The sequence below is a fragment of the Pseudomonas hormoni genome, assembly GCF_018502625.1.
Taxonomy (GTDB): Bacteria; Pseudomonadota; Gammaproteobacteria; order Pseudomonadales; family Pseudomonadaceae; genus Aquipseudomonas; species Aquipseudomonas hormoni.
The window spans coordinates 4,992,148-5,015,582 of sequence record NZ_CP075566.1; the positions used below are offsets into that span (position 1 = coordinate 4,992,148).

The 23,435-nt window shown below is 62.0% G+C and carries 21 protein-coding genes; 14 read left to right on the plus strand and 7 right to left on the minus strand.

Annotated features, from left to right (window positions below; translation table 11 throughout):
* Positions 1 to 17 precede the first annotated feature (17 nt).
* Both ribD and nrdR read right to left on the minus strand, forming a co-directional pair.
* The gene (gene ribD / locus KJF94_RS23230) at positions 18 to 1,151 is read right to left on the minus strand and encodes a bifunctional diaminohydroxyphosphoribosylaminopyrimidine deaminase/5-amino-6-(5-phosphoribosylamino)uracil reductase RibD (RefSeq protein WP_214379100.1); all 1,134 of its coding nucleotides are present in this window, start codon (positions 1,149 to 1,151) and stop codon (positions 18 to 20) included.
* Positions 1,148 to 1,612: a transcriptional regulator NrdR gene (gene nrdR, locus KJF94_RS23235; protein ID WP_003228656.1), complete on the minus strand. Its 465-nt coding sequence runs from the start codon at positions 1,610 to 1,612 to the stop codon at positions 1,148 to 1,150. The genes ribD and nrdR overlap by 4 nt, the downstream gene beginning before the upstream one ends.
* Positions 1,613 to 1,740: 128 nt before the next feature.
* Here nrdR and KJF94_RS23240 point away from each other — a divergent pair, with 128 nt between their 5' ends.
* The 3 genes from KJF94_RS23240 to trxA all read left to right on the plus strand — a co-directional run bounded on the left by KJF94_RS23240 (position 1,741) and on the right by trxA (position 3,919).
* Positions 1,741 to 2,205 (plus strand): YbaY family lipoprotein, encoded by a 465-nt coding sequence (locus KJF94_RS23240; protein ID WP_214379102.1) that lies wholly within the window; start codon positions 1,741 to 1,743, stop codon positions 2,203 to 2,205.
* Positions 2,202 to 2,858 carry a class I SAM-dependent methyltransferase gene (locus tag KJF94_RS23245; RefSeq protein WP_214379104.1) on the plus strand — a complete coding sequence of 219 codons (657 nt, stop codon included), beginning with the start codon at positions 2,202 to 2,204 and terminating at the stop codon, positions 2,856 to 2,858. The genes KJF94_RS23240 and KJF94_RS23245 overlap by 4 nt, the downstream gene beginning before the upstream one ends.
* 188 nt (positions 2,859 to 3,046) lie before the next feature.
* A complete protein-coding gene (gene trxA, locus KJF94_RS23250; protein ID WP_214379106.1) occupies positions 3,047 to 3,919 on the plus strand; it encodes a thioredoxin in 873 nt (290 codons plus the stop codon).
* A gap of 72 nt (positions 3,920 to 3,991) precedes the next feature.
* Here trxA and KJF94_RS23255 read toward each other — a convergent pair whose 3' ends face one another.
* A complete protein-coding gene (locus tag KJF94_RS23255; RefSeq protein ID WP_214379108.1) occupies positions 3,992 to 4,342 on the minus strand; it encodes a hypothetical protein in 351 nt (116 codons plus the stop codon).
* 134 nt (positions 4,343 to 4,476) lie between these two features.
* On the opposite strand from KJF94_RS23255, the gene KJF94_RS23260 reads away from it, so the two are divergent.
* The 5 genes from KJF94_RS23260 (at position 4,477) to KJF94_RS23280 (ending at position 8,652) form a co-directional block, all read left to right on the plus strand.
* Positions 4,477 to 5,058, plus strand: coding sequence for a DUF2796 domain-containing protein (locus KJF94_RS23260; protein WP_214379110.1), 582 nt, complete (start codon positions 4,477 to 4,479; stop codon positions 5,056 to 5,058).
* Positions 5,059 to 5,224: 166 nt separating this feature from the next.
* Positions 5,225 to 5,935: an ABC transporter ATP-binding protein gene (locus KJF94_RS23265; RefSeq protein WP_084319667.1), complete on the plus strand. Its 711-nt coding sequence runs from the start codon at positions 5,225 to 5,227 to the stop codon at positions 5,933 to 5,935.
* Position 5,936: 1 nt separating this feature from the next.
* Complete coding sequence (locus KJF94_RS23270) at positions 5,937 to 7,202, plus strand: ABC transporter permease (protein WP_214379111.1); 1,266 nt, start codon at positions 5,937 to 5,939, stop codon at positions 7,200 to 7,202.
* Positions 7,203 to 7,213: 11 nt separating this feature from the next.
* Complete coding sequence (locus KJF94_RS23275) at positions 7,214 to 7,732, plus strand: DUF3299 domain-containing protein (RefSeq protein ID WP_214379113.1); 519 nt, start codon at positions 7,214 to 7,216, stop codon at positions 7,730 to 7,732.
* 221 nt (positions 7,733 to 7,953) lie between these two features.
* Positions 7,954 to 8,652, plus strand: a complete 699-nt coding sequence (locus KJF94_RS23280) for an OmpW/AlkL family protein (RefSeq protein ID WP_214379115.1) — start codon at positions 7,954 to 7,956, stop codon at positions 8,650 to 8,652.
* A gap of 7 nt (positions 8,653 to 8,659) precedes the next feature.
* On the opposite strand, the gene KJF94_RS23285 is transcribed toward KJF94_RS23280, so the two are convergent.
* From KJF94_RS23285 to KJF94_RS23295, 3 genes are read right to left on the minus strand one after another with little or no spacing between them, the layout of a single operon-like run.
* Positions 8,660 to 8,836 (minus strand): hypothetical protein, encoded by a 177-nt coding sequence (locus KJF94_RS23285; protein WP_214379117.1) that lies wholly within the window; start codon positions 8,834 to 8,836, stop codon positions 8,660 to 8,662.
* A gap of 45 nt (positions 8,837 to 8,881) precedes the next feature.
* The gene (locus tag KJF94_RS23290) at positions 8,882 to 9,811 is read right to left on the minus strand and encodes an NAD-dependent epimerase/dehydratase family protein (RefSeq protein ID WP_214379119.1); all 930 of its coding nucleotides are present in this window, start codon (positions 9,809 to 9,811) and stop codon (positions 8,882 to 8,884) included.
* Positions 9,804 to 10,688 carry a sugar nucleotide-binding protein gene (locus KJF94_RS23295; RefSeq protein WP_214379121.1) on the minus strand — a complete coding sequence of 295 codons (885 nt, stop codon included), beginning with the start codon at positions 10,686 to 10,688 and terminating at the stop codon, positions 9,804 to 9,806. Before KJF94_RS23295 ends, KJF94_RS23290 begins: the two co-directional genes overlap by 8 nt.
* A gap of 346 nt (positions 10,689 to 11,034) precedes the next feature.
* Between KJF94_RS23295 and KJF94_RS23300 the strand changes: the two genes are divergently transcribed.
* Positions 11,035 to 15,354 (plus strand): DEAD/DEAH box helicase, encoded by a 4,320-nt coding sequence (locus KJF94_RS23300; protein ID WP_214379123.1) that lies wholly within the window; start codon positions 11,035 to 11,037, stop codon positions 15,352 to 15,354.
* A gap of 99 nt (positions 15,355 to 15,453) precedes the next feature.
* Here the strand turns inward: KJF94_RS23300 and KJF94_RS23305 are convergent, their stop codons facing one another.
* Complete coding sequence (locus tag KJF94_RS23305; RefSeq protein WP_214379125.1) at positions 15,454 to 17,571, minus strand: mechanosensitive ion channel family protein; 2,118 nt, start codon at positions 17,569 to 17,571, stop codon at positions 15,454 to 15,456.
* A 346-nt stretch (positions 17,572 to 17,917) separates the two neighbouring features.
* Between KJF94_RS23305 and KJF94_RS23310 the strand changes: the two genes are divergently transcribed.
* From KJF94_RS23310 to KJF94_RS23330, 5 genes are all read left to right on the plus strand, one after another.
* Positions 17,918 to 19,129 carry an MFS transporter gene (locus KJF94_RS23310; RefSeq protein ID WP_214379127.1) on the plus strand — a complete coding sequence of 404 codons (1,212 nt, stop codon included), beginning with the start codon at positions 17,918 to 17,920 and terminating at the stop codon, positions 19,127 to 19,129.
* A gap of 206 nt (positions 19,130 to 19,335) precedes the next feature.
* Positions 19,336 to 20,262 (plus strand): DUF72 domain-containing protein, encoded by a 927-nt coding sequence (locus KJF94_RS23315; RefSeq protein ID WP_214379129.1) that lies wholly within the window; start codon positions 19,336 to 19,338, stop codon positions 20,260 to 20,262.
* Entirely contained in the window at positions 20,259 to 21,056 is a 798-nt protein-coding gene (locus tag KJF94_RS23320; protein ID WP_214379131.1) for an endonuclease/exonuclease/phosphatase family protein, read from the plus strand. Before KJF94_RS23315 ends, KJF94_RS23320 begins: the two co-directional genes overlap by 4 nt.
* The gene (gene clsB, locus KJF94_RS23325; RefSeq protein ID WP_214379133.1) at positions 21,053 to 22,348 is read left to right on the plus strand and encodes a cardiolipin synthase ClsB; all 1,296 of its coding nucleotides are present in this window, start codon (positions 21,053 to 21,055) and stop codon (positions 22,346 to 22,348) included. Before KJF94_RS23320 ends, clsB begins: the two co-directional genes overlap by 4 nt.
* On the plus strand, positions 22,335 to 23,321 hold the full coding sequence (locus KJF94_RS23330) for a lysylphosphatidylglycerol synthase domain-containing protein (RefSeq protein WP_214379135.1): 987 nt from the start codon (positions 22,335 to 22,337) through the stop codon (positions 23,319 to 23,321). The genes clsB and KJF94_RS23330 overlap by 14 nt, the downstream gene beginning before the upstream one ends.
* The last annotated feature ends 114 nt before the right edge of the window (positions 23,322 to 23,435 follow it).

Here is a 23,435-nt window from a genome sequence, read left to right on the forward strand (position 1 = left end):
GTGGCGCAGGCCCGGAATTATACGCTCGCCGCTGGCGCAGGAATGGCAATGACTCGCCAGTCATCGCCAACCGCGCGGATTTCGGTGATTTTGAGCTCGGGCGCGTCTTTCATCTGCGCCAGCGGCCAGTCGAGCAGCGGCCGGGCTGAAGAACCCAGGAACTTGCCGGCGATGAAGATCTGGAATTCATCCACCAGACCTTGCTGGGCAAATGCACCCGCCAGACGCGGGCCCGCTTCGACCAGCACTTCATTGACGCCGCGATTGGCCAGTTCGACCAGCAACTTGCGCAGGTCAACCAAACCATCCTCGCCCGCCACGATCAGGCATTCCGGACCGTTGGCGTATTGCTCTTCGATTGCCATGCAAGTGGCGACCAATGCCGGGCCGGCCTTGAAGAACGGCGCGTCCAGCGGCACTCGCAGACGGCCGTCGATCAGCACGCGAAGCGGCGGACGGCTCATGGCCAAAGCGGTTTGCCCGGCGTCCAGTCCCAACTCGTCAGCGCGCACGGTTAAACGGGCGTTGTCCGCCAGCACCGTGTCGGCGCCGGTCAGCACCACGCTGGCCTGGGCGCGCAGGCGTTGAACCGCCGAGCGTGCAGCCGGGCCGGTGATCCATTGGCTCTCGCCGCTTTCCATCGCCGTACGGCCGTCGAGGCTCATGGCCAACTTGACCCGCACGAACGGCAACCCGTGCTCCATGCGTTTGAGGAAGCCTTGATTGAGCTTGCGCGCCTCCCCTTCCAGCACGCCGCTTTCGATAGCGATGCCCGCCTGGGCCAGACGCTGCATGCCGCGACCGGCCACCGACGGGTTCGGGTCCTGCATCGCCGCGACCACGCGTGCCACGCCTGCATTCACCAGCGCATCGGCGCAAGGCGGCGTGCGGCCGTGGTGGCTGCACGGTTCGAGGGTCACGTAAGCGGTAGCGCCACGGGCCTTGTCACCGGCGGCGCGCAGGGCGTGGACTTCGGCGTGGGGTTCGCCGGTGCGCTCGTGCCAGCCTTCGCCGACAATCTGCCCGTCCTTCACGATCACACAGCCAACACGCGGGTTGGGGTGTGTCGTGTAATGGCCTTTGCGCGCCAGTTCCAGGGCGCGGGCCATGTAATGGGCGTCGAGGATGGCAAGTTCTGGGGAGGTGGTCATTCTTTCACCGGCTCACGGGCCAGGCGATCGATCTCTTCGCGGAACTCGTTGAGGTCCTGGAAGCGCCGATACACGGAGGCGAAACGAATGTAGGCGACTTCGTCGAGCTTTTGCAGCTCGGCCATCACCAGTTCACCGACCACGAGGGACTTGACCTCACGCTCGCCGGTGGCGCGCAGCTTGTGTTTGATGTGCACCAGCGACGATTCGAGGCGCTCGACACTCACCGGGCGCTTTTCCAGCGCACGCTGCATGCCGGCACGGAGTTTTTCTTCGTCGAACGGCTGGCGGCTGCCATCGGTTTTGATCAGGCGCGGCAACACCAGTTCAGCGGTTTCGAACGTCGTGAAACGCTCGCCGCAGGCCAGGCATTCGCGCCGGCGGCGCACCTGTTCGCCCTCGGCGACCAGACGCGAGTCGATGACCTTGGTGTCGTTGGCACCGCAGAAGGGACAGTGCATGGTGGCAGGCAACAAAAAAAGGGAGGGCCATGGTAGCGCATCCCGGTGGCAAGACAAGCCATAGGGTTTGCGGTATACAGACTGGCTATATAGAACGATCCATGGATTTCACCTTGCTGGAGCCGCAAATGTCCCTCAGACCGCTCGTATTGCTCAGCCTTTTCAGCCTGTTGGTGGCCTGCAGCAGCGATGCACCCAAGCCCCAGCCGCCGACGCCAGGGCCTGCCCCGCAGGCGGCGCAGAAGAAAGCCAAAGAGTCCGCCAACCTCGGCCCGCTGCCCGCGTATCAGCGTGAATTGAGCGGCACCCTGCAAGGCGTGCCGGCCGGCGCCGAAGTCGAACTGGCGCTGCTGGTGATCGACGAAAAGGACCGCCCGCAGCAATTGCTCGCCAGTTCGAGCCTGATCGGCACCAATCAAGTGTTGCCGTTTCATCTGCGTTTCAACCCGGAATCTTTCCCGGTCGGCGCCCGCGTTGAACTGCGGGGTCGCGCCAGCCAGTCCGGCCAGCTGATTTTGCATCTGCCGTCACAGACCATTACACAGCCAACCACGCAGGTATTGGGTCAGCTGCAATTCGTCAAAGCGCCATGATTTCACCGCTCGACCTGCAACAGGCATTAAGTGAACTGCTGGGTGACGCCCAGCTTGTCCCTGTCGCATTGCCCGATACCGAGCTGAAACTCTGGCTGATCGACGGCGACAACATGGATCGCGCCTTCAGTCCGGAAGAAACCCGACGGATTCTGCATGAACCGCCGTACTGGAGTTTCTGCTGGGCCAGCGGGCTCGCAGTGGCGCGCTATCTCGCCGAATTCCCCGAGTGGGTCAAAGGTAAGCGGGTACTGGATTTCGGTGCCGGTTCCGGGGTCGCGGGGATTGCCGCCGTGAAGGCCGGGGCGCTGGAAGTAGTGGCCTGCGACCTGGATCCGCTGGCGATTGCCGCATGCCGGGCGAATGCCGAACTCAATGAAGTGGAACTGAGCTACTCGACGGACTTTTTCGCCGAGGCGGATCGGTTTGATCTGATTCTGGTGGCCGACGTGTTGTATGACCGGGCGAACCTGCCGCTGCTCGACGAGTTTTTGAGCCGTGGGCGGGAAGCGCTGGTGGCGGATTCGCGGGTGCGGGATTTTCGTCATCCGTTGTATCGGCGCATTGAAATGCTGGAAGCGATGACTTTGCCGGATCTGTGTGAGCCGGAAGAGTTTCGGCATGTGAGCCTGTATCACGCGCGGCGCGCTTAAAAGCTTCGCGGGCAAGCCTCGCTCCTACAGGTCCAGCGCCGCTCTCAATAACGACGCGGACCTGTAGGAGCGAGGCTTGCCCACAAAGGCGTCCGGTCAGGCAACACACCTCTCATAGGCCACCCCGCTTCCGGCCACACCCCGCCAAGCCGTATAGTTGCCCCATTCACGCTTTTACGAGATCCCCCATGAGTCAGGAAACGCCGTACATCTTCGACGCCACGACTGCCGATTTCGACCAGTCGGTGATCGAGAACTCTTTCCACAAACCGGTGCTGGTGGATTTCTGGGCCGAATGGTGTGCGCCCTGCAAAGTGCTGATGCCGATGCTGCAGACCATCGCCGAGAGCTATCAGGGCGAGTTGCTGCTGGCCAAGGTCAACTGCGACCTCGAACAGGACATCGTCGCCCGCTTCGGCATTCGCAGCCTGCCGACCGTGGTGTTGTTCAAGGATGGCCAGCCGGTGGATGGCTTTGCCGGTGCACAACCAGAATCCGCCGTACGGGCGATGCTTGAGCCTCACGTACAAATGCCGCCACCGGCGGCGGCTGATCCGTTCGAACAGGCTCAGGCGCTGTTCGACGAGAGTCGTTTCGCTGACGCCGAGGCCGTTCTCAAAGTGCTGCTGGGCGAAGACAACACCAATGCCAAGGCGCTGATACTTTATGCCCGCTGCCTGACTGAACGCGGCGAACTGGGTGAAGCGCAAACCGTGCTCGACGCGGTGAAAAGCGACGAACACAAGGCTGCATTGGCCGGCGCAAAAGCGCAGATCCAGTTTCTCGGCCAGGCCAAAGACCTGCCGGACGCCGCGGACCTGAAAGCGCGTCTGGCGAAGAATCCGCAGGACGATGAAGCGGTGTATCAACTGGCGATCCAGCAACTGGCCCGTCAGCAGTACGACGCCGCGCTGGATGCGTTGCTCAAGCTGTTCATCCGCAACCGCAGCTACAACGAAGGCTTGCCGCACAAGACCTTGCTGCAGGTGTTCGAACTGCTGGGCAATGATCACCCGCTGGTGACCACGTATCGCCGCAAGCTGTTTGCCGCGCTGTATTGACCGCAACTTTGTAGGAGCTCGGCTTGCCGGCGAAGGCGTCCTTGAGATCGCCTTCGCGAGCAAGCTCCGCTCCTACAAATTTGGTTCGATCCAGCTGTAGAGCGGCGTATCCCCGCCGCTCGATACCTTCACATCGGCGCAATGGCGCAAACGCACCAACAAACGCTTGCCCGACGCAGCGCTGCCTGTCAGCCCTTCCAACTGCTCCAGCAAATCCGGCCCGCTCAACTGCCCGGCCTTGCGCAGCAAATCCTTTGCGATCTGCCACTGCGCATCATCCTGATTGATCGGTTTTGCCGGCGCTACGCTGGCTTCAGGCTTGACCACCTGCAATTGCGCGCCGAGCCGTGCCCAGTCACCGTCGTCCATCTCCAGGGTCAAATCCACCGGCCAGTCGCCGATGCTTCCGCGTATCCGCAACATAAGTCTGCTCCTGCACATTTCTGACCCACATGCTCCCATGGGACTTGTGCAACGCCAAGCGGGCGGTCAAACTCTCCGCACTTACGTTATAAGATTACATAACAATTTATTCATTTTACTTTCGGAGACCCGCCATGCGTCGTCTGCTGCTCGCTTTGCCGTTTGCCCTGTTGCCGCTGGCTGTCGCCCACGCCGCTGATGAACATGACCATGAGCACGGCAGCCTTGGCGCCCACGAACATGGCGTCGGTCGTCTGAACGCAGCGCTCGACGGTCAGACCCTGGAGCTGGAACTGGAAAGCCCGGCGATGAACCTGGTGGGGTTCGAGCACGCGGCCACCACCGACGCCGACAAGGCCAAAGTCGCCGCCGTCCGCGCGCAGCTGGAAAAACCGCTGGCCCTGTTCAACCTGCCGAAAGCCGCCGGTTGTGTGGTGGCGACCCAGGAACTGGAAAGCCCGCTGTTTGGTGACAAGCCAGACGCCGATGACGATCACGACAACGACGATGCCAAAGACGCACATCACCACGATCACAGCGAAATCCACGCGCACTATCAATTCACCTGCGCGGCGCCGGGTGCGCTGAAAACCCTGGACCTGGCGAACATCTTCAACACCTTCCCGGCGACCCAGAAAATTCAGGTACAACTGATCAGCCCAAGCGGGCAGCAAGGGGTTGAAGTGACGGCCAAGGCTGCTGCCCTCAAATTTTGAATCCACCGAAGATCCCCTGTAGGAGCGAGGCTTGCCCGCGAAGAGGCCATCACATTCAACATTGATGTCGGCTGGTAAATCGCCTTCGCGGGCAAGCCTCGCTCCTACAGGAGGTGTGTTGGATTTGAGATTGAGACAAGTAACTAAACCCAATGAAACCGGCGCCATGACCCAAGCACTCATCGAACTGTCCGACCTGGGCTTCAGTTGGCCCGGTCACCCGCCACTGCTGGACATCCCGGCGTTTCGCCTGGAACCGGGTGAAACCCTGTTCCTCAAAGGCCCCAGCGGCAGCGGCAAGACCACCCTGCTCGGCTTGCTTGGTGGCGTGCAAAAGCCGGATCGCGGCAGCATTCGCCTGCTCGGCCAGGAACTGACTGAACTCGGCGCCGGCGCGCGTGATCGCTTTCGCGTGGATCACACCGGCTACATCTTCCAGCAGTTCAACCTGCTGCCGTTTCTCTCGGTGCGCGAGAATGTCGAGTTGCCCTGCCACTTCTCCAAGCTGCGCGCCCAGAGGGCGATCCAGCGCCATGGCAGCGTCGATCAGGCGGCGGCCACCCTCCTCGCCCACTTGGGCCTGAAGGACGAAAGCATCCTCAGCCGCCGCGCCGATTCGCTGTCCATCGGTCAGCAACAACGCGTCGCTGCCGCCCGCGCCTTGATCGGTCAGCCGGAACTGGTCATCGCCGACGAACCGACTTCCGCCCTGGATTACGACGCCCGCGAAAACTTCATTCGCTTGCTGTTCGCCGAATGCCGCGAAGCCGGGTCGAGCCTGTTGTTTGTCAGCCACGACCAAAGCCTCGCGCCGCTGTTCGATCGCCACCTGTCGCTGGCCGATCTCAATCGCGCCGCCACTCCGTCCGAGGTCTGAGATGTATTTGTTTCGTCTAGCCATGGCCAGCCTGGCTAACCGCCGTTTCACCGCGATCCTCACTGCATTCGCCATCGCCCTGTCGGTCTGCCTGCTGCTGGCCGTGGAACGCGTGCGCACCGAAGCCAAGGCCAGTTTCGCCAGCACCATCAGCGGCACCGACCTGATCGTCGGCGCCCGCTCCGGCTCGGTGAACCTGTTGCTGTACTCGGTGTTCCGCATCGGCAACGCCACCAACAACATCCGCTGGGACAGCTTCGAACACTTCGCCAACAACCCGAAAGTGAAGTGGGCGATCCCGATGTCCCTCGGCGATTCCCATCGCGGTTATCGGGTGATGGGCACCACCGAGGCGTACTTCGAGCATTACCAGTACGGCCATCAACAACACCTGGAACTGGCCGATGGCCGTGCCTTTGCCACCGATCCGTTCGAAGTGGTGCTCGGCGCCGAAGTGGCTGATGCGCTGCACTACAAACTCGGCGACAAACTAGTGCTGGCCCACGGCGTGGCGGTGATCAGCCTGGTCAAACACGACGACAAACCGTTCACCGTGGTCGGCATTCTGAAACGCACCGGCACCCCGGTGGACCGCACGCTGCACATCAGTCTCGGCGGCATGGAAGCGATTCACATCGACTGGCACAACGGTGTGCCCGCTCAGGGCCAAGGCCGGATCAGTGCCGATCAGGCGCGCAACATGGACCTGACGCCGCAAGCGATCACCGCGTTCATGCTTGGCCTCAACAGCAAGATTTCGACCTTTGCGCTGCAGCGCGAGATCAACGAATTCCGCGGCGAACCGATGCTGGCGATCCTGCCGGGCGTGGCGCTGCAAGAGTTGTGGAGTTTGATGAGCACGGCGGAAAAAGCCTTGTTCGTGGTCTCGCTGTTCGTGGTGCTGACCGGGTTGATCGGCATGCTCACGGCGATTCTCACCAGCCTCAATGAACGCCGGCGCGAGATGGCGATTCTGCGTTCGGTCGGTGCACGGCCGTGGCATATCGCAACCTTGCTGGTGCTGGAGGCGTTCGCCCTGGCGCTGTCGGGCGTGATCGCCGGCGTGGCCCTGCTTTACGTGTGCATCGCTGCCGCTCAGGGTTACGTGCAGGCCAATTACGGTTTGTATTTGCCGCTGGCCTGGCCCAGCGAATATGAATGGACGCTGCTCGGTGGCATCCTGATCGCCGCGCTGCTGATGGGCAGCGTGCCGGCCTGGCGCGCGTATCGCCAATCCCTGGCCGATGGCCTGTCGATCCGACTATGAGGACGTTAACGATGCCCCGCGCTCTGCTTGCGCTGTTGATGCTGGTTGCCCTGCCGTTGTGGGCGGCCGAGCCGAAAGAGCTGACCTGGTCGGAAATGATCCCGCCGGACGCCATGCCGGAGGTGCCGAACATGACGCCCTTGCATGACCTGTCGCAGATGGGCAACGCGCTGTCCGCCGAGTCGGCGCCCGCCGCCAAACAGGACATGCCGAATGCGCCGGTGGTTAAAAGTCTCGACGGCCAGAACATTCGCCTGCCGGGCTACATCGTGCCGCTGGAAGTGAGCGAAGAAGGTCGCACCACGGAGTTTCTGCTGGTGCCGTATTTCGGCGCCTGCATCCATGTGCCGCCACCGCCGTCGAACCAGATCGTGCATGTGAAAAGCGAAGTCGGCGTGAAGCTGGATGAGCTGTATCAGCCGTACTGGATCGAGGGGGCGTTGCAGGTCAAGGCGTCGACCAGCGAGTTGGCGGATGCTGGGTATCAGATGGAGGCGGACAAGATTTATGTGTATGAACTGCCGGAGTGAATCCGGTAGTCATGTGTTGATTTAGAGGACGCTTTCGCGGGCTAGCCTCGCTCCTACGGGTTAACGCAGCACCTGTAGGAGCGAGGCTTGCCCGCGAAGAGGCCCCAAAGGTTCCGCAAAACTCAGGGTCATCACCGTTTCATTGAGCTGAATCAAAAGTCCGTACCAGACGGCTCCGTACCATTGGACATCGAACATTTTCAACGTCCTTTGGAGCCCCCATGCACAAGTCCTTGCTCAGCGCTTCGCTGTTTGCCCTCGCGCTCGCAACCCCGCTCGCCTACGCCCACGAGGCGGGCGACATCATCGTTCGTGCCGGTGCAATCACCGTCAACCCGAAAGCCGACAGCTCCAGCGTCAAGGTCGATCAAGGCCCGTTGGCCGGCGCCGACCTGGGTGGCAAGGCCACCATGAGCAGCGACACGCAACTGGGTCTGAACTTCGCTTACATGCTCGACAGCCACTGGGGTATCGAGCTGCTCGCCGCCTCGCCGTTCGAGCATGACGTGAAGCTCAAAGGCACCGCCCTGGGCGCGGCCAACGGCAAACTCGGCACCCTGAAACACCTGCCGCCCACCCTTAGCGTCGTGTACTACCCACTGGATGCGAAGTCCGCATTCCAGCCGTATGTGGGTGCCGGTATCAACTACACCTGGATCTACGACGAGCACGTCGGTAACGAAGCCCAGGCCAACGGCTTCAGCAACTTCAAGGCGAAAAACTCCTGGGGCATGGCGTTTCAGGTCGGTGCTGATTACATGATTACCGACAACATCATGCTCAACGCCCAGGTGCGCTACATCGACATCGATACCCAGGCGACCGTGGAAAACAACGCAGTGGCACCGGGCACTCGGGCCAAGGTCAATGTGGACGTTGATCCGTTCATCTACATGGTGGGCCTGGGTTACAAGTTCTAACGAGCAATCACGTGGTGGTGAATGCGGGCAATGTGGCGAGGGAGCTTGCTCCCGCTGGGCTGCGAAGCAGCCCCATGATCGGCAACAGCGGTGATTCAGAAAAACCGTATTTACCGTAGTTGCGGCTGCTTCGCAGCCGAGCGGGAGCAAGCTCCTCGCCACAGTTTTGGTAAATGATGCCCATGAAAAAGGCGCCTCGAAAGGCGCCTTTTTCATGGCTGCAAAAAACTCAGCGCCCCAAGAGCCGCGCCAGGCCGACACTCATCGGTGTCTGCGTCGGGGGAGTAAAGCGCTCCAGCAACCGCTGGTTGTTCGCCCGTGAATGGCGGATGTCACCGGAACGCGCCGGACTATGGGTCACCGGCGGCAATTCACCGACCACTTGGGCCAACGCTTCCAGCATTTGCTTGAGGCTGGTGGCCTGGTTCCAGCCGACATTGACCGCGCCGTTTTCAACCTGCGGTTTCTCGATCGCTTGCACCAGCACATCGACCAGGTCCTCGACGTACACGAAATCCCGCGTCTGCTCGCCGTCGCCGAACACGGTGATCGGCAGGCCTTTCTGCGCGCGCTCGCTGAAAATGCTGATCACCCCGGAGTACGGCGAGGACGGATCCTGGCGTGGGCCGAAGATGTTGAAGAAGCGGAAAATCACCGGTTCCAGCCCATGCTGGTGACGGTAGAAATCGAAGTAATGTTCGCTGGCCAACTTGTCCGACGCGTACGGTGTCAACGGCGCCTTGGGCGTGTCTTCGTTGATCGACTCACCTTCACCATTGTTGCCGTAGACCGCTGCGCTGGAGGCAAACAGCACTCGCTTGACGCCGGTCTGGCGCATGGCTTCGCAGACATTCAGCGAGCCGATGAAATTGCTCTGGTGCGTCTTCACCGGGTCGTCCACCGAGGCCTGCACCGAAGCCACCGCCGCCAGATGCGCGACCGCACTGCAACCGGCCATCGCCTTGGCGACCAGCACGGCATCGGCGACGTCGCCGACAATCAGCTCGACCCCAGGGTTATCCAGCGGCAGGTTGCTGCGTTTGCCGGTGGACAGATCATCGAGAATCCGCACCGTATGGCCCTTGGCAAGCAAGGCGTCGGTGAGGTGCGAGCCGATGAAACCGGCGCCGCCGGTGATTAAAACGGGGCCGTCAGCCATGGCGATAGAACCTGTCCAGTAAACTCGGGAGTGCTGCACGCCAGGCACGGGGCTTGATCCCGAAGGTGTGGAGGATTTTCTTGCAGGCCAGCACCGCATGTTGCGGCTCTTCGGCAGCGTCCGGGCGCGCGGCGTGAGCCTGGGCGGTCGGCGCTTCGATGGCTAGCGGGTGTAACGCGCGGGCTTCGGTGAGAATCGCCTGCCCCAGCGCCAGCGGTGTGGTCGCCTCGTGCCCGGCGTAATGGTAGGTGCCCCACAGCGGCGCCGCGCAATCGAGTTGCTTGAGCACCGAAATGATCACTCGGGCCGCGTCGTCCACCGGTGTCGGATTGCCCCGGCGATCATCGGCCATCAACAGTTCTTCCGGTTTTTCGGCACGGGACAGGAAACGCCCAAGGGTGCCGTCGGGGCTGTCATCAAGCAACCAGCCGAAACGCAGCAGCACATGCTGCGGGCAGGTCGCGCGCACGCTTTGCTCGATCCGCCACAAGGCCTGACCACGCAGGCCCAAAGGCACCGGCTCGTCTTTTTCGCTGTAGGCCGTCGCCCGCGAGCCGTCGAACACGCGATAGCTCGAGGGTTGCAGCAGAACGATGTTGTGGTGCTGGCACAGTTCGGCCAGACGCTCGACTGCGCGCTCCTGCCCGGCCAGACGCGGCTCGCTGACCGTCTCCGCCTGAAACCAGTCGAAGTAGTAGGCGAGGTTGATCAACGCGTCGGGGCGGGTGTCGTCGAGCAGTTGCGTCAGGCTCGCGGCATCCCAGCCGTCTTGCGGTGGGCGGGGGGCGAGGAAACCGATGTCTTCCTCCGCACCGAGGCGAATCAGCGCCTGCCCAAGGGCATTTCCGCCGCCCAGTAACATAAGGCGCATTCGCATAGAGTCAGCAGGCCCAGTCTGATTGGAACAATGGCTTTATCGACACCGCTCGGGGGCGATGCCGTCGATAGATGCCGGAATCGTTGCATTTTGCGGGTTTAGTGCGCAACCGTCATCCGTAAAGTGTAGATCCCTTGGTTCACTGCGGCCCCTGTGGCGAGGGAGCTTGCTCCCGTTCGGCTGCGAAGCAGTCGTAAAATCGGGCGGTTTGGAGTGTCAGGATTAACAAGGAGGCAGGTTTTGGGGATGCTTCGCAGCCCAGCGGGAGCAAGCTCCCTCGCCACAGGGACGGCGATAAACCGAGCGGTACTTGCATCTTCCCATCCCCACCCGCATAAATTGTTCCATGAATCTGCCCATCCCCACGGACGAGGCCCTGGCAGGCTTCCACCCCGCCATCAGCGCCTGGTTCAGCAGCACCTTCCCGACGGTCACCGCCGCCCAGGCCCGGGCGTGGCCGCTGATCCGCCAGCACCGTTCGACGTTGATCGCCGCACCCACCGGCTCCGGCAAAACCCTCACCGCGTTTCTCGCCGTCATCGACGAGCTGGTTCACCGCGGGCTGGAAACCGCAGGCGGTTTGCCCGACGAAACGCTGGTGGTCTACGTCTCGCCGCTCAAGGCCCTGTCCAACGACATCCAGATCAACCTGCAAAACCCGCTGGCCGGCATCACTGAGCAGTTACGTGTAATGGGTTTGCCCGAACTGCAGATCACCACCGCCGTACGCACCGGCGATACGCCGCAAAAAGACCGCTCGGCGATGCGCAAAACCGCGCCGCACATTCTGGTCACTACCCCGGAATCCCTTTACGTGCTGCTCGGCTCCGACTCCGGCCGGCAAATGCTCCGCACCACGCGCACGGTCATCGTCGACGAAATCCACGCCATCGCCGCCAGCAAACGCGGCAGTCATCTGGCCCTGAGCCTGGAGCGTTTGCAGGCATTGTGCGCAGCCCCGTTGATGCGTATCGGCCTGTCCGCCACGCAAAAACCGATCGAAGCCGTTTCGCGCTTTTTGGTGGGCCGTGATCGCGAGTGCGAGATCATCGACATCGGCCACGCTCGCCCACGGGATCTGGGCATCGAAGTGCCGCCGGTGCCGTTGTCCGCCGTCATGGCCAATGATGTCTGGGAACTGGTCTACGACCGCCTCGCCGTCCTCGCCCGCGAACACCGCACCACGCTGATTTTCGTCAACACCCGACGCTTGGCCGAACGCCTGAGCCGGCATTTGAGCGAGCGTCTCGGCAAGGAAGCGGTCGCCGCCCACCATGGCAGCCTGGCAAAGGAGTTTCGCCTCGACGCCGAACAGCGGCTCAAGCGCGGCGACCTGCAAGTGCTGATTGCCACGGCGTCGCTGGAGTTGGGGATCGACATCGGCGATATCGATCTGGTTTGTCAGATCGCCTCGCCGCGTTCGATTGCCGGTTTTCTGCAACGGGTTGGCCGTTCCGGCCATCAGGTCGGCGGCACGCCGAAGGGCCGGTTATTCGCCACCAGCCGCGATGACCTGATCGAATGCACCGCCCTGCTCGACTGCGTGCGCCGGGGAGAACTCGACACCTTGCAGATTCCTCACGCGCCGCTGGACGTGCTGGCCCAGCAGATCATCGCCGAGGTCAGTTGCCAGGAATGGCCGGAGCAAGCGCTGCTGGAGATGTTCCGCAAAGCCTCGCCCTACGCCGGACTCGACGAACAACATTATCAGGCGCTACTGCAGATGCTCGCCGAAGGCTACAACGGTCGTCAGGGCATCCGCAGCGCCTACCTGCACCGCGACGCCGTGACTCGCACGTTGCGTGGTCGCCGCGGCAGCAAGCTGACCGCCGTCACCAGCGGCGGCACCATCCCGGACAACGCCGACTACAGCGTGCTGCTGGAACCGCAAGGGCTGAACATCGGCAGCGTCAACGAAGACTTCGCCGTGGAAAGCATCGCCGGCGATATCTTTCAGTTGGGCAATACGTCGTACCGAATCCTGCGGGTCGACACCGGCAAGGTCCGGGTCGAGGATGCTCACGGGCAGCCGCCGACCATTCCATTCTGGCTCGGTGAAGCGCCGGGGCGCAGCGCTGAGTTGTCCTTCGCCGTGGCGCGCCTGCAAGCGCAACTCGATGAGCTGCTCGGCGCCACGCCCGGCAACTTGCAGCCCGCCCTCGACTGGCTGACCGACACCCTCGGCCTGAACCTCGCCAGCGCCGAACAACTGGTGGATTACCTCGCCCGCGCACGCCTGACACTGGGCGCCCTGCCGTCGCAGGACACGCTGCTGATGGAGCGTTTTTTCGACGAGTCCGGCGGAACGCAACTGATCATCCACACGCCGTTCGGCAGCCGTATCAACCGCGCCTGGGGCCTGGCCTTGCGCAAGCGATTCTGCCGCACCTTCAACTTCGAATTGCAGGCCGCCGCCAGCGAAGACGCGATCGTCCTGTCGCTGTCCACCAGCCACAGTTTCGAGCTCGATGATGTCTGGCGCTACCTGCACAGCAACAGCGCCGAGCACCTGCTGATTCAAGCGGTGCTCGATGCACCGCTGTTCGGCGTGCGCTGGCGCTGGAATGCCGGGGTCGCGCTGGCGTTGCCGAGGTACACCGGCGGACGCAAAGTCGCGCCGCAGATTCAGCGGATGAAAAGCGAAGACCTGATCGCCAGCGTGTTCCCCGACCAGATCGCCTGCGTGGAAAACCTCGCCGGCGAGCGCGAGATTCCCGAGCATCCACTGGTGGAACAAACCCTCGACGATTGCTTGCACGAGGCCATGGATTGCGAAGGCTGGCTGACCTTGCTGCGGCGCATGGAAAGCGGCGACGTTCGCTTGATCAGCCGCGACCTGCCGGCGCCCTCGCCGCTGGCCGCAGAAATTCTCAGCGCCCGGCCTTACACCTTTCTTGACGACGCGCCACTGGAAGAACGCCGCACCCAAGCCGTGCTCAACCGGCGCTGGACCGATCCGCAGTCCACCGGCGACCTCGGCGCACTGGATGCCGAGGCGATTCAAGCGGTGCGCGATGAGGCCTGGCCGACGCCGACCAGCCTTGATGAAATGCATGAGGCACTGATGAGTCTGGCGTGCATCAGCGATGCCGAGGCGCGGGCCAATCCGCAGTGGCTCGATTGGTTGAATGCACTTGCCGAGAGCGGTCGCGCCAGTCGTTTGCAGGTCGATGCCGAACGATCTCTGTGGCTGGCGCTTGAACGACTGACGTGCCTGCGGGCGATTTATCCACAGGCGAAATTATTCCCACCGCTGGAGGCGCTGCCGGGGTTCGATGAAGCCTGGGAACCGGGCGAGGCGGTGCTGGAAGTCATCCGCGCGCGACTCAGCGCGTTTGGTCCGTTGCCGCTGAGCGCGATTGCCGAACCTCTGGGATTACCTTCGATACACATCACCCAGGCGCTGGCGCAACTGGAACGCGAAGGTTATGTGCTGCGCGGGCAATTCACCCCCGGCGCATATCAGCAGGAATGGTGCGAACGGCACCTGCTGGCGCGGATTCATCGCTACACGGTCAAGCGCCTGCGGCGGGAAATCGAACCCGTGGCGTTGCAGGATTTCATGCGTTTTCTGTTCGACTGGCAGCATCTTTCTGCAGCGACCCAGGGCCAGGGCAGCGCCGTGTTGCCCGCGATTGTCGGGCAGTTCGAAGGCTACCCAGCCGCTGCTTCCGCTTGGGACAGCGATATTCTGCCGGCGCGGATCAAAGGTTATTCGGCAAGTTGGCTGGATGACCTGTGCCGCAGCGGCAAACTGGTCTGGACGCGCCTGACCGCACGCAGCAAAAGCGCCAGCACCGCGTTGCGCAGCACGCCCATTGTGCTGCTGCCGCGCAGTCAGGTCGGGTTGTGGAGCAGTCTGACCGAACAGACACCGGTCAGCGAACTGTCGCCGAAAACGCAAAAGGTTTACGAAGCCCTCAGTCAACACGGCGCGCTGTTTTTCGATGAGCTGATTCACGAGGCTCATCTACTGCGTTCGGAGCTGGAAATCGCCTTGCAGGAACTGGTCGGCGCCGGGCTGGTAAACGCCGACAGCTTTGCCGGTTTGCGGGCGCTGATTACGCCGGCGAGTAAACGCCAGGCCCGCAGCAGTCGACGCGGGCGCGGGGCGTTTATCGGTGGCATGGACGATGCCGGTCGCTGGGCCTTGCTTCGACGCGGGCCGCCAGTGCCGACTGTGGACAACAAACATCCAACGCCGAGCGACACGCTGGAACACATCGCCATGACCTTGCTGCGCCGCTACGGCGTGGTGTTCTGGCGCCTGCTGGAGCGCGAAGCGGACTGGTTGCCGAGCTGGCGCGAATTGCTGCGCACGTTCCATCGGCTGGAGGCGCGCGGGGAGATTCGCGGTGGGCGGTTCGTCAGTGGTCTGGCCGGTGAGCAGTTTGCCTTGCCCGAGGCGATTCCGTTGCTGCGGGAAGTGCGGCGGCGGGCGCATGACGGGAGTCTGATCGCGGTGTGCGGGGTTGATCCGCTGAACCTGGCGGGTACGCTGTTACCCGGCGCGAAAGTACCGGCGTTGGCGAGTAATCGGCTGGTGTATCGCGATGGTCTTCCGGCGGCTGCCGAGATCGCCGGGAAGCAGGTTTTCTGGTTGGAGCTGGATCAGCAGGGTTCCGCTGAACTGCACACTAAGCTGACTCGCCACCACCCTCTGTAGGAGCGAGGCTTGCCCGCGAAGGCGATCTGGCAGTCGACATCTCTGCTGAATGTTATTGCCTCTTCGCGGGCAAGCCTCGCTCCTACAAGGGAGGTGTTGTTACTGGGTTCGTGGTTGATCAGGCAACAACACTGGCGAATTCTCCGGTGCCGGACCATCGTCTTCCTGCCCGGCCATCGCATGCTTCGGCATCAAAACCTGCTGTGGATAAGTCTGCGCAAAATGCACCCACGGGCTGTTATCCACAAGCTTCTTCAAGCGCTGGTTAAACGCCCGGCTCACCGCATACTGCCCACCCGATACCGTGCGGAACTGCGCTGTCAGCACCACGCCGTTGAGGTCCATTTTGTCGACGCCAAACACGTCCAGCGGCCCTTGCAGGTTGTACTTGAGAAACGCGTCCTCACGGATCGACTCCCCCGCCTCGCGAATCAGCTCGATGGCCTTGTCCACGTCGGTGTCGTAGGTGAACTGCACCGAGAAAAACGCATAGGCGAATTGCCGCGACTGGTTTGTCACAGCCTTGATCTGCCCGAACGGCACCGAGTGCACAAACCCTTTACCGTCGCGCAGGCGCAAGGTGCGGATGGTCAGGCCTTCGACGGTGCCGGCATGCCCGGAATCGAGCACCACCCAATCGCCAATCGACAGCGTGTCTTCAATGATGATGAACAGGCCGGTGATCACGTCCTGCACCAGTTGCTGCGAGCCAAAACCGATGGCCAGACCGACCACCCCGGCACCCGCCAACAGCGGTGCGACGTTGATCCCGAGGTTGGCCATGGTGGTGATTGCGCAGATCACCACGAGGATGATTTTGATCGCGTTGCGCAGCAGCGGAAGGATGGTTTTGACCCGCGTACTGGGCTGTGTCGTGCGTTTATTGATCGGCGGTTTCAGCGCTTCCTGAATCGCTGTATCGAGCACCACCCACAGTAACCAGGTCACCAGAAAGATCAGGCCCATGCTACTCAGCGATTCGCTGATCGCCCGGCCTACCGAGTTGCGCTCGGCGAACTCGAACAGCGAGACGCCCCAGATCCGCCCGAGAATTTCGATGAACACAACAGCCATGACAATCCGCAGCAGCGCATGCAGCAAGCTGAGAAAGCGCTCCTTGTAGGCACTGCTGCGCTGGATCGCCTGGGCTTTTCCGGATTTGAACAGGTGCTGGAAAATCGTGCTGAGGAACACCGTGGCGATCAACAGAATGGTGGTGAACAACGCACAGCGCAGGGCTTTCTGATTGTCCTCGCCGACGCCGATCAGGTTGATCGCCGAGACCATCACCATCAGCAGAATCGGCCAGTACCAGAGCCCGGAAAAGATCCGCAGGGATTCCTGCAATGAAGGCTGTTTCAAGCGCTGCGCCAGCGCCCGGTTGCGGATCAGATGCGCCACCGGACGCCTCAGGCGAATCACCAGTAATCCAAAGATGATCGAGGCAAACAGGCCGGTAAATACGGCGATGCTGCTGGTGATGTTACCGCCCAGTTGCCGGGCGATCTGCGGGCTGGTCAAGGCGTCGCTGAGCGCCGCGAGGAAGCCGATCAGAAACAGCGGTTTTGGGCAGTAATCACGAATGATCTGCACCGCCCGGCGCTTGTGCCCGGTGTTGAACATGACGATCACGCACAAGAACATCGAGGTGGAGAAAATGCCGCTGCTGGTGGCGTAGGCAAAACACAGGGCCAGCGCCCGGCCCACCGAGTTCGGCAGAAAATGGCTGACGTATAGCGTCAGCGGCAGGCAGATCAACGCGGGAATTGTGTATGGCAGCAGGTAGCCGAGCAGGTCCTGGCTGCGCTGCCGTTTTCGAAAAAAGCGCCCTTCACTCAAGCGCTTGTCCAGCAGTGCGCCGAGCACCGTGAGCAAGGCGAACACACCGAGCCAGACGCCGGACAACAACAGGAAATCGCCGACCACGCTCATCGGTGATCGAGACGAAGGCTGGTTCACCAGTTTGTCGACTTCATCCGCCGCCCGATCCGCCCGCACGCGCCACGCGTCGACCAGGTTTTCGTTGAGGTCGAGCTTGTCCTGAACGTCGTCGATGCTGGAACTGATCGCCCCGAGCAAACCGCCCTGGACCAGCGGTTCAGGTTTTGCCGGCTCCTCGGCTGCGGCGGGAAGCCCCGGCAGCGTGGCGGCTTCCAGTTCGTTGCTGCCTAGAAACAGCAACGCCCCCAGTAACATCGCGGTCTTGAACTTGAGCAAAACGGGGAGCTCCTTGAAAAGGGTCGGTAAGGAACTGATTGGCAAATGCCCGGCAAGTTCGGTTTTGTCCGTGAGATAACCCGATCCCCTGTGGCGAGGGAGCTTACTCCCGCTCGGCTGCGCAGCAGTCGCAAACCCACTGCTCGCGGTGTATCTGAATTAACCGATTTGCAGGTTTTGGGGGCGCTTCGCTCCCCAGCGGGAGCAAGCTCCCTCGCCACAAGGCTTCATTCAGTCTCGGGATATTTGATCTTCACGCAAATATCAAATGCCCACCCCTCTATTTTTCCGCACAACCCAAACCCGGACACTGCGCTCCATCAATCAATCCACCGGAGTTGCAGCCATGCCCATTGCCTTGCTCGCGCTGACCCTCAGCGCCTTTGCCATCGGGACGACCGAGTTCGTCATCGTTGGCCTGTTACCCACGATAGGCGCGGACCTCGGCGTCAGCCTGCCGTCCGCCGGCCTGCTGGTCAGTCTCTACGCCCTGGGCGTTGCCATCGGCGCCCCGGTGCTGACCGCCCTCACCGGCAAAGTCCCGCGCAAACTGTTGCTGTTGTCACTGATGGTGCTGTTCACCCTTGGCAACCTGCTGGCCTGGAAAGCGCCGAGCTACGAATCGCTGATCATTGCGCGGATCGTCACCGGCCTGGCCCACGGGGTGTTTTTCTCGATCGGTTCGACCATCGCCACCAGCCTGGTGCCGAAGGAAAAAGCCGCCAGCGCGATTGCGATCATGTTCACCGGCCTGACGGTCGCGCTGGTCACCGGCGTGCCATTGGGGACGTTTATCGGTCAGCATTTCGGCTGGCGTGAAACCTTCCTCGCCGTCTCTGCATTGGGTGTGATCGCCTTCATCGGCAGCCTGCTCTACGTGCCGAAAAACATTGCCCACAGCAAACCGGCTTCGCTGTTGCAGCAATTGCAGGTGCTCAAGCAACCGCGTCTGCTGCTGGTGTATGCGATGACGGCGGTCGGTTACGGCGGCTCGTTCATCGCATTTACGTTCCTGGCGCCGATTCTTCAGGACATCTCCGGCTTCAGCGCCAGCACCGTCAGCCTGGTGTTGCTGGTCTATGGCATCTCGGTCGCGGTCGGGAACATCTGGGGCGGTAAACTGGCCGACAAACGCGGCCCGATCAGCGCCCTCAAAATCATCTTCGCCCTGCTCGCTGCCGTGCTGTTCGTGCTGACGTTCACCGCCGGCAACCCATGGCTGGCGCTGGCCACCGTGCTGGTCTGGGGCGCGGTCGCTTTCGGCAACGTGCCGGGTTTGCAGGTGTATGTGGTGCGTCAGGCCGAACATCACACGCCGCACGCGGTGGACGTGGCCTCTGGGCTGAACATCGCCGCGTTCAACCTCGGTATTGCCGGAGGTGCGTGGGGCGGTGGTTTGATCGTCGCTCACATGGGCCTGATCCACACCGCGTGGATCGGTGGTCTGGTGGTGCTGGTGGCGCTGGCGTTGACTGCGTGGAGCGGTCGTCTGGATCGTCTCGGCCCGGTGTACGCCGAACCGGCTGAAGGCTCGACCCGCATCGTCGCCGGTCATTGATTGCTCTTGTAGGAGCAAGGCTTGCCCGCGATGACGGCGTCACATTCAATGCTGATTGACTGATAAACCGACATCGCGAGCAAGCTTTGCTCCTACAGATGCGAAAAATGGTGTGTTTACCGTCCGTAGTGCCGTCGAAACTTTCTCGCTTGCCCCGCAGTCATCAAAAGACCGGGGCAACCGAGGACCACCAGACGGGAGGCGACATGGCGGCGATTCACATTGGTATTTCAGGCTGGCGCTACACACCCTGGCGGGGCGACTTCTACCCGAAGGGGCTGACCCAGAAGCGCGAATTGCAGTTCGCGTCACGAGCGGTCAACAGCATCGAAATCAATGGATCGTTTTACGCCCTGCAACGGCCCGAACGTTACGCCGAGTGGTACGACGAAACCCCGGCAGACTTCGTCTTCAGCATCAAAGCCCCGCGCTTCATCACCCACATCAAACGCCTGCGGGATATCCACAAACCCTTGGCGAATTTCTTTGCCTCAGGGGTACTGGAACTCAAGGAAAAACTCGGACCGGTTCTCTGGCAGTTTCCGCCCAGCTTCAAATTCGACGCCGAGCTGTTCGAACACTTTCTCGAGCAACTGCCCCACGACACCGAACAGGCCGCCACCCTCGCCCGCCAGCATGATTCGCACGTGACCGGTCACGCCAGCATGAGGGCGTACAAGAAAAAGCCTTTGCGCCATGCCGTCGAGATCAGAAACGACACCTTCGTCGACCCGGCGTTTGTCCGCCTGCTCAAACGCCACAACGTCGCCTTGGTCATCGCTGACACGGCCGGTAAATGGCCGTATCGCGAAGACATCACCAGCGACTTCGTCTACCTGCGTCTGCACGGTGCCGAAGAACTCTATGCCAGCGGTTACACCCCCGAAGCGCTGGAGCGCTGGGGCGAGCGGATCGACGCCTGGAACCACGGCCGGCAACCCTCGGACCCGCAACTGATCGCACCGCGGCAAAAGCCCAAGGCGCGCAAATCCCGGGATGTGTTTTGCTATTTCGACAATGACATCAAGGTCCGCGCGCCCTTCGATGCCCGCCGCTTGCTCGAACACTTTCATCTCGACAAGAGCCTCGCCACCTCCCCCGGCGAGCCTGCTGCCGAAGGGGTGCTGCCATGAATGTGCCCGAGCCGTTCAGCGCCGCCGATGATCAGCCGCCAGCCATGGCCGCCGTGCGCCGCTTCACCGTGCTGACGGTCAACACGCACAAGGGTTTTACCGCGCTCAACCGGCGTTTCATCCTGCCGGAACTGCGTGAAGCGGTGCGCAGCGTGTCCGCCGACGTGGTGTTTTTGCAGGAAGTCCACGGCACCCACGAACATCATCCCCGGCGCTACAGCAACTGGCCGACGATGCCCCAGTACGAATTTCTCGCCGACACGCTATGGCCGCAATTCGCCTACGGACGCAACGCGGTGTACCCGGCGGGCGATCACGGCAATGCGTTGCTGTCGAAATTCCAGATCATTCGCCACGACAACCTCGACGTGTCCATCAGCGGACACGAGAACCGCGGCATCCTGCATTGCGTATTGCGCCTGCCCGGCGACGGCCCGGAACTGCACGCCATCTGCGTCCATCTGGGGCTGCGCGAAACCCATCGCAACGAACAGCTGAAGCTGCTGGTCCAGCGCCTCGAAGAATTGCCGACCGATGCCCCGGTGATTGTCGCCGGCGACTTCAACGACTGGCGCCAGCGCGCCGATGCGCTGCTCAAGCCCTGTGGTTTGCGCGAGGTGTTCGCCGAACACCACGGCAAACCGGCGCGCAGTTTTCCGGCTCGAATGCCTGCCTTGCGCCTGGACCGCATCTACGTGCGCAACCTCAAGGCCAGCCACCCGAAAGTCCTGGCGGCGCGGCCCTGGTCACACCTTTCCGACCACGCACCGCTATCGGTGGAGATCGAGCTATGAGCAGCGCTCCGATGGAGAAAACCACCGTGGAACACGTGTCCACCAACCCGCCGATCCGTGAGCCCGGCGTGGTCGACGTCCAATACGGCTGGCAGGGCAACAACCTGGTGGAACTGCTGGAAAACGGTGAAGGGTATTTTCCGCGGGTGTTCGAGGCCATGCGCCAGGCCAAGACTGAAATCCTCCTGGAAACCTTCATCGTGTTCGAGGACAAGGTTGGCAACGAGCTGCAGCAAGTGCTGATCGAGGCGGCGCAGCGCGGCGTGCGGGTCACCGCCAGCCTCGACGGTTTCGGTTGCGGCGAGCTGACGACCGGCTATCTCACGGCATTGAGCGAGGCCGGCGTGCGCATTCAGATATTTGACCCGGCGCCGAAACGTCTTGGCTTTCGCACCAACTGGTTCCGGCGCCTGCACCGCAAGATTGTGGTGGTCGACGGCACGGTCGCGTTTATCGGCGGGATCAATTTTTCCGCCGACCATCTTGCCGACTTCGGCCCCGAGGCCAAGCAGGATTACTCGGTTGAAGTGCAAGGCCCGGCGGTGGCCGACATTCATCATTTCGCCCTGCTGCAAAGCGGCCGCCCGGCGCGGGCCAAATATTGGTGGCAGCGGCGCCGGCAGCGGCGTTCGGAACTGGCCTTCAGCGACCACGATGGCCAGGTCCGTTTGGTGTACCGCGACAACGGCGATCACCAGACCGATATCGAAGAGGTTTATCGACAAGTGCTGCGCAGTGCCCAGCGCCGCGTGGTCATCGCCAACGCCTATTTCTTCCCGGGCTATCGCCTGCTGCGCGAGATACGCAACGCCGCTCGCCGTGGTGTCGAGGTGCGGCTGATTCTGCAAGGTCAGCCGGACATGATGGTGGCCAAACTGGCGGCGCGCATGACCTATGACTACTTGCTCAAGGCCGGTGTGCAGATCCACGAATATTGCGAGCGCCCGCTGCACGGCAAAGTCGCGCTGGTGGACGAGGACTGGAGCACCGTCGGTTCGAGCAACCTCGACCCGCTGAGCCTGTCGATGAACCTGGAAGCCAACGTGCTGATCCGCGATCGCGCCTTCAACCGCGATTTGTTCGAACGCCTCGAAACGCTGAGCAACAACCACTGCAAAGCCATGTGTGCGGACAAATCCCCGCGCGGCCGGGTCTGGCACATGACCGTCGGTTTCCTGGTGTTTCACTTCCTGCGGCACTTCCCGGCGTGGGCCGGCTGGCTGCCGGCGCACAAGCCGCGCCTGAAACCCTTCACCCACCTCGACGGAGGCGACCATCATGAACCGCGTTGAAGCGCACTCGGCGCCTCACGCCGACAGCCAGCACAAGTCGCGTTTGAGCCGCTGGAAAAAACCGCTGACGATGCTGTTTTTCCTGGCGCTGATCGTGCTGTTCACGATGCTGGCCCAGCGCATCGAATGGAGCGAGGTGTTCGACAACCTTGCCGACTTCAAAGTGCGCACGCTGATCATTGCCTCCGGGCTGACGCTGGTGAGTTTTCTGGTGTACGCCTGCTTCGACCTGATCGGCCGCACCTACATTCGCCAGGACCTGACCTGGAAGCAGATTCTGCCGGTGGGCATCATCAGCTACGCCTTCAATCTCAACCTCAGCGCCTGGGTCGGCGGCATCGCCATGCGTTATCGCCTGTACTCGCGACTCGGCGTGAGCAAAAGCAATATCGCGAAAATCCTCGGCCTGAGCCTGGCGACGAACTGGTTCGGCTACATGGTGATTGCCGGCGCGGTGTTCAGCAGCGGACTGGTGCGCATGCCGCCCGGATGGAAACTCAGCAGTGGTGCGTTGCAAGGTGTGGGGATTTTGTTGTTGCTGGTGAGCGCGGGTTATCTGGCGGCGTGCCGGTTTTCCACGCGACGCGAGTGGGCCATTCGGGGCGTGGAAATCAACCTGCCTTCCTTGCGCATGGCGGTGCTGCAATTGGCACTCGGTGCGCTGAATTGGTCGTTGATGGCAGCGGTGATTTTCACCTTGCTGCCGAGCAAACTGGATTATCCGCTGGTGCTCGGGGTGTTGCTGATCAGCGCCATCGCCGGAGTCATCACGCACATTCCGGCGGGGCTCGGGGTGCTGGAGGCGGTGTTTGTGGCGTTGCTGCAGCATGAGGTGTCGCGGGGGAGCCTGGTGGCGGGATTGCTGGCGTATCGGGCGATTTATTTCATCTTGCCGTTGCTGATTACGTTGGTGATGTACTTGATCGTCGAGGCCAAGGCGAAGTCGCTGCGGATTGCGAAAAAGCCCAAGTAATAACGGCTCTTGTGGCGAGGGAGCTTGCTCCCGCTGGGTCGCGAAGCGGCCCCCTTTATCTCTGAAAAGAAGAGGACTGCTACGCAGTCCAGCGGGAGCAAGCTCCCTCGCCAC